Below are 5,985 nucleotides of genomic sequence, written 5' to 3' on the forward strand. Positions count from 1 at the left end.
CTTCACCGAAGTCACACGCCCACAACCAGCGTGAGCACCCCGACGCCGACGCACACCAGGCCCGTGACCTGCTGCTTCACGATGCACACCACTCAATGGTGTCCACCCCCGCCGTCAGCGACCGCACCGACTCAGCAAACGCCACCCCCCAGACCGCCAGGACCAGGACGACTGCGCATGGTGGGCGGGGTGAGCGTGACGGCTGTCCGGTAGGCCAAGCCGCGTGACCGGTTGGATTCTCCCGTCGGCACCTGTCACGGAGCGGAAGGTGGAGTCCCCGAGCTGGCAGGTTTTGACAAGTGCCTTGGCCCCGCTTCCCGCGGACACGACGGAACTGCTCACCGTCCGCTCCCAAGTCCACCGCCGTGCTGGGCGACCGGGCCGTCACGATGGAGGACAGCACGGACCTGGCTTGCCAGTCCGAATCGTGATCAGAGCTGGCTTCTGCCGTGGTCTGCCGCGTAGGCACGGTAGATGTCACGCACCGAGCCACCGCTGTGCAGGAAACGCTGGTCGAGGATGGCTGCAAGGTCCTCCAGCGCGGTCGTCAGCAGAGAGGCCGCGAGCCGAACCTCCGTGTGCCGGGCGTTGCGGCCAAGGTCGGCGAGTTCGGCGGCGTACTGGACTCGCGCAGCCAAGGAGGTCTGGTCCTCCCCCTCGTGGAAGTAGTAGGACTCGCCGTACTGGAGCAGGTCGACGCAGATGCCGGCCATTTGCCCGGCGAGACCGTCGAGGATGCCGGCCCCCAGCGGTGAGTCGAGCTGCAGCGGCGAGGGATCGTTCCGCTGCAGCTGTGACAGCCGCAGGGCCAGGGCCCGTCTGCGGGTGAGTGCCGGGTAAATCTCCAGCACCCAGGACACGGTGGCCGTGAGAAGAGCGAAGCCGACGAGGGCTTCCAGCGGGGCGATGATGCGGAGCCAGGGCTCGGCCGGGGCGATGTCGCCGAGCCCGAGCGTGGCGACGGTGACCAGCGAGATGTAGAGCGAGTCCAGCGGGCCACCGTGCTCGGCCGGTTTCAGGCCGGCGGCGAAGGAGAAGGACTCCGGCAGGTGAGGCCAGTAGATCAGGGCCCACCCGATGACGACCGTGCCCGCCCACAGGGCCACCACTGTCACCATGGCGAGCGGTCCGGCGAGTCCCGTCGCCCGTCTGCGCAGCGGCAGGCGTTGGGAAAGCTTCCACAACGCCGACATCACGTATCGGCTGAGCCCGCCGTGGCGGGTGGGGTGCCACAGCGTATGGAACACGTCCCGCAGGGCGACCATGGCCAGTCCCGCTCCGAACAATGAGACCAGCCATTCCATACGCGTCTCCCAAAGCGCGGCGTATGCAGCCCAGCGCGCATACCGACTTACTGATCGTTTCAGAATGAGGCTCGAAGACAGCCACGCGTGGGGGGGTGAGCAGTGTGGTGCCGCGGAACACGGACAAGGTGCCTTGGCGTTCGGCTGACGGACCCACGAAGGAGGGCCAGCAGCGCAGCTGGAATGACGACGCGCTGGCGGGGATCAGCGCGATCCGCCCCGAGTCCCCGGCCTTCGAGGTCGGGCTCTGATTGCGTTTCTGGGTCAGTTGACCTGGGCGACCCAGGGCTTGCAGCCCGTGGTCTTGAAGAAGTCGCCCTCTTTGAGCTCCACCAGGCCACTGCCGGTGATGTAGTCGTTGGCGATGATGCTGTCGTCGCTGCCGGTGGCGTCGCTCATGCGTGCCCAGTAGCAGCCGGCGGCTCCGGAGGGGCCCTTGGTCTTGTAGGTGCCGGGGGCGAGGTACTCGTCATCGAGGGCTTTGGTCATGTCCTCGTAGTCCGGCGTGTTCTCGGTGATCTCGTAGGTGCCGGGCTGCACGCCGAGGGTTTCGCCCATGGCCCCGTCGAGCGATTCGATGACCCTGTCCAGCTCGGCCTCAGCGTCCTCAAGAGCCTGGGACGGGTTCGCGGTCGGCTCGGCTGCCGGGGTGCTCGTGGCGGCTGGCGTGCTCGGCGCTGCTGCTTTGGCGTCCCCCTCGGCGCCTCCGCATCCGGTGAGCGTGATCGTCGCCAGGAGCGCAGCGCCGGCCGCCGCTATCCAGTCGTTCTTCTTGTACATCCCCACCCCCTTTTTTCAGCTCTGCGCCTGACTGCGCATCATATGGCGGGTCGAGACCCCCGGCTGCGCGGAATGCTCAAGAGGGCGTCCGCTGATCATGAGACCCGGTACCGCATCCCCCGTCGGTATCGGGCCGTTCGGCTTGCCCGGCCGCGCAGGACGATGACCTGCGGCCGCACGCAGCACGGGACGCATGCAGGAGCCCTGCCACCACGGCGTACCGGTTCTGCCCAGTCGCCGCCGCATACGCCGTCACCGCCGCGTGCAGCCCGCTCCACAACGTCTACCCACGGCCACCACGCTTCCGGACTGTATGAGCCCGCTATCGCCTCAACCGCACGCTGCAGCTCGAACAGGTAGTCCGAAGGTTCGATCCCCTGCGCCACACAGTGCCGTCATCTGCCGAAGAGGGAGCGCAGGACGGGGATGCTGCCGCCGCTGCCCAAGAGTCCTGCGAGCACCGCTCCGGCGACCGGTGCCGCGGCCGCTTGGGCAACCTCGTCGGCGCCGGTGCGCGGGGTGCGGGCGGCGATCGCATCCAGCAGCCGGGATACCGCGGCCACACCGCCGGTGCCGGCCGCCAGCTCGGCCCCGGCCGCCGCCAGCTCGCCGAGGAAGTCCGGGTCAGCCAGGAGCGCGTGCGCCAGGTGCTCGGCGGCGCCGGGCACGCCCGTGCGCAGCGCCTACAGGAGCTCCGTGCGGTCGAGGGCGGCGGCGGACAGGGCGGTCCCCAGCGCAGCCAGGAGGCGGCCGGCGAGGCCCGGCCTTCCGGTATGCCGTACAGCTCGGCGCGGTGCTCGGCGGCGAAGGTAGGCGCGTGGCGGTGCAAGGCCGGCAAGTGCACCCTGACGGCGGCGGCCACCGCGTCCTGATCCCCCCGCGCGGCGAGCTGCCGGCCACCACCTCCAGCACCTCCTGGGGCATCGAGCCGGCGGTGCGGGCGCGGAAGGCGGCGTACTCCAGCAGGCACCCCAGCGCGCACCGCCGCATCCGAGCCCAGCAGCGTCTCCCCTCCCCCATCCGGGGAGGCAGGGCCGGCGACCTCGGCACCGTCCCGGGCCGGGGCTCCGGCTCTTGGGTGCAGCGGCCTCCACCCTCGGCGTGCATCGCCCGCCAGCTCCACGACTGTGGGCTGGCAGACGACGGCATGACGGGCATCTCAAGGGGCACTGAGTTGATCTTGAGGTCCTGAAGGGCCCGAGCCGTCACCGCCAGGCGGTGGCCTCGGTCGCCTGGATGCAGTACCGCTCGAATGTGCTGCCGCCACCAGGCTTGGGGATCACGCAGGCCGTGACCTGGAAATCACCGTCCGGAACAGCAGCCATGCTCGTGAACTGGTCGTCGCCGTACTCAACCTCGGCACTTCGCATGTTGCCACCGGACACCTTCACCGTGACCATGTCCCCAGGGCGGCCGTGCTGGATCCTCGCCCACACCGCCTTGCAGTCCTCGCTGTAACGGATCTGGAGAAGGGCCGGGTTGTTCACAGCAGGTTTGAAGGTGCGGGCATCCTCACCGCAGCCCTGATTCTGCGGGTTCTTGCCCTCACATGCCTCCCCCGGACAGGTCGGCTCGTCGAAGAACGACTTCATCACATGGTCCCCGAGCGGAGTCGCCACAGCGGCCACCACCGCGCCGAGGATGGCAACCGCGTACGCCAGTGCCGCAGGGCCGCTGAGCCGCTTTCTCGCAGCCGGTTGCGGTGAAGGGTCGGCTGCTGTGGTGGAGTTGTCGTCGGTGTTGCTCGTGGCCATGAGGGTCCGCCTTGATTGACTCGTCTGGAGGCCAGGGTCGCTTCCTGTTGCAGCAGAGGAAAGGCGCAGCGCGGGAGCATAGAGGCATGACGGCCCTTCCCTGCGTGCGCCCCTCAGTCAGGCCTCACCGCGGCCGCTGCCGTCCTTGAACTCGTCCGAGTAGTCCCTCATCGCCATCGGCGGTCTTCTCGCTTCCTCCGGATCAAGCAGATCCAGTATCAGCGTGTCCACCACTCAGGGGGACGCCCGCCGAGTAGCCGAGGGGAGTTTCACCCCTCGGCCCTCACAGATCCGTACGTGACGATCTCTCGTCATACGGCTCTTGTCGTTCTGGTCACCAGACGCGGGGGACGTGGGTGGTCCAGGCCCAGTGCGCGAAGAACTTCGGCCGCCTCGCGATGGCCTGGTTCCATGCGATTTGGGCCTTTCTCCGTCCCCGCAGCCGTTTGAACTTCTTGCGCATCCATCGCATCAGGTAGGCGTTGACGCGTTCCAGGAGGGGATGCAGTGCCGAGGCGTAGAAGGCCCCGTAGTACTGCATCCAGCCCCGCACGATGGGATTGATCCACCGTGCGAGGTCCGCCTCGGACAGGCTGGTGCGATGGTGCAGCCGCCACGACCGCACCTCGGCGCTGATCCTGCGCAGAGCCTCTTTGCTGATGGCGGGCTGGAACGAGCGGAACGTGCCGCCCTCCCGCCTGCGCGCGGAACGCTCCCGGAAGGTATAGCCCAGGAACGAGAACTCGGTGTGCTCATGCGAGCCCCGCCGGTTGTCATCCTGGCAGTACACGATCCGGGTCTTCTCCGGATGCAGCTCAAGGCCCACCTCCGCCATCCTCTTCCTGATCGCGGCCAGCACGAACCGTGCCTGCCGCTCGCTGACGCAGTGCACCACCGCGTCGTCCACGTAGCGCTCGAACCGGACGGCCGGGAAGGCCCGGGCCATCCATGCGTCGAACGCGTAGTGCAAGAAGAGGTTGGCGAGGACGGGTGAGACCGCTGAACCTTGTGGGGTTCCCTGGTCCCGCTCGCGCAGCGTCCCGTCCGGCAGCCGCAGCGGGGCAGCCAGCCACCGCCGCACATACAGCACCACCCAGGACAGGGACGGATCAGTGTGGGCTTCAACCGCCTTGAGGACCAACTCCCAAGGAACGGTGTCGAAGAAGGAGCGGATGTCGAGGTCGATGACCCAGTCCGCCTTCCAGCACCGCTCCCGGCAGCGGCCCACCGCGTCCAGCGCGGACCGCCCCGGTCGGTAGCCATAGGAATCCGGATGGAAGACCTGCTCGGCCCTCTCCCCCGGCACCCGGGCCACCACCGTCTGCGCAATCCTGTCGCCCACAGTGGGCACCCCGAGCAGACGCACCCCGCCGCCCGGGCCCCTCTTGGGAATCTCAACCCCGCGCACCGGCGGCGGGAAATAGCTCCCCGAGGACATCCGATTCCAGATCTTGTACAAGTTGCCCTTCAGATCCTTCTCGAACTCCTCCAGGGACACCGCATCCACTCCCGGCGCGCCCTTGTTCGCTCTCACCTGCTCGTACGCCTCCCGGACAGCCTGCTTCGAAATCGCAAACGGCTTGCCCGGTGCTTTCAACTCGTCCACGCGACTCCTCCCCACCCGAGAGGGTGAGTTGATCGAACGAACACCGTCACGAACGACCCGGCCCCTTCGCTCCACCCCCATTACAGGGGCTTCAGCACTACTACGAGCCGGTCCGCCGGCGCGCCCGGCATCGGTACTCAGTCCCTCACGGCTTCGGACCGCCCGGGACGCTCCCTTTCTCCCCGCGACCAGCGGAGATGCATCCAAGCGCGCCTTCTCCTGTTCCACACGGAAGCCGCAGACCGGGCTCGCGTCGCCTGCATGCCGGACACCACCTGGCCAGTAGACGGGCTCCCGCCAGGCTCATCCCGGGACTGCCTTGAGGCCCCGGTTTTGATGTCATCTCTACGTTTCGACACGTCAGCAGCGATTCGCTTGCGCTCGCCTTCCCGGTCCCCACCTGACGTTTCACCAACGCCTTTTCCTCATCGTTCACCACGACGGTCTGCCGAGTAGCCGAGGGGAATCTCACCCCTCGGCTCTCACAGAATCCGTGCGTAACAGTCTCCCGTTACACGGCTCTTGCCACTCTGATCACCAG

At 67.8% G+C, this 5,985-nt stretch carries 6 protein-coding genes; 1 reads left to right on the top strand and 5 read right to left on the bottom strand.

Features of this window, described 5'->3' with window-relative positions; all coding sequences use genetic code 11:
• Positions 1-431: 431 nt before the first annotated feature.
• On the bottom strand, positions 432-1,304 hold the full coding sequence (locus tag ACFV9O_RS39300; RefSeq protein WP_385427609.1) for a potassium channel family protein: 873 nt from the start codon (positions 1,302-1,304) through the stop codon (positions 432-434).
• A gap of 95 nt (positions 1,305-1,399) precedes the next feature.
• On the opposite strand from ACFV9O_RS39300, the gene ACFV9O_RS39305 reads away from it, so the two are divergent.
• On the top strand, positions 1,400-1,555 hold the full coding sequence (locus ACFV9O_RS39305; protein WP_385427612.1) for a hypothetical protein: 156 nt from the start codon (positions 1,400-1,402) through the stop codon (positions 1,553-1,555).
• 13 nt (positions 1,556-1,568) lie between these two features.
• On the opposite strand, the gene ACFV9O_RS39310 is transcribed toward ACFV9O_RS39305, so the two are convergent.
• From ACFV9O_RS39310 to ltrA, 4 genes are all read right to left on the bottom strand, one after another.
• Complete coding sequence (locus tag ACFV9O_RS39310) at positions 1,569-2,084, bottom strand: hypothetical protein (protein WP_385427614.1); 516 nt, start codon at positions 2,082-2,084, stop codon at positions 1,569-1,571.
• Between the two features lie 395 nt (positions 2,085-2,479).
• Positions 2,480-2,752, bottom strand: a complete 273-nt coding sequence (locus ACFV9O_RS39315) for a hypothetical protein (RefSeq protein WP_385427616.1) — start codon at positions 2,750-2,752, stop codon at positions 2,480-2,482.
• Positions 2,753-3,289: 537 nt separating this feature from the next.
• Entirely contained in the window at positions 3,290-3,838 is a 549-nt protein-coding gene (locus tag ACFV9O_RS39320) for a DUF2690 domain-containing protein (RefSeq protein WP_385427619.1), read from the bottom strand.
• 334 nt (positions 3,839-4,172) lie between these two features.
• Positions 4,173-5,525 (bottom strand): group II intron reverse transcriptase/maturase, encoded by a 1,353-nt coding sequence (gene ltrA, locus ACFV9O_RS39325; RefSeq protein WP_385427621.1) that lies wholly within the window; start codon positions 5,523-5,525, stop codon positions 4,173-4,175.
• Positions 5,526-5,985: the final 460 nt, after the last annotated feature.

The organism is Streptomyces sp. NPDC059909 (assembly GCF_042730885.1).
GTDB lineage: Bacteria > Actinomycetota > Actinomycetes > Streptomycetales > Streptomycetaceae > Streptomyces.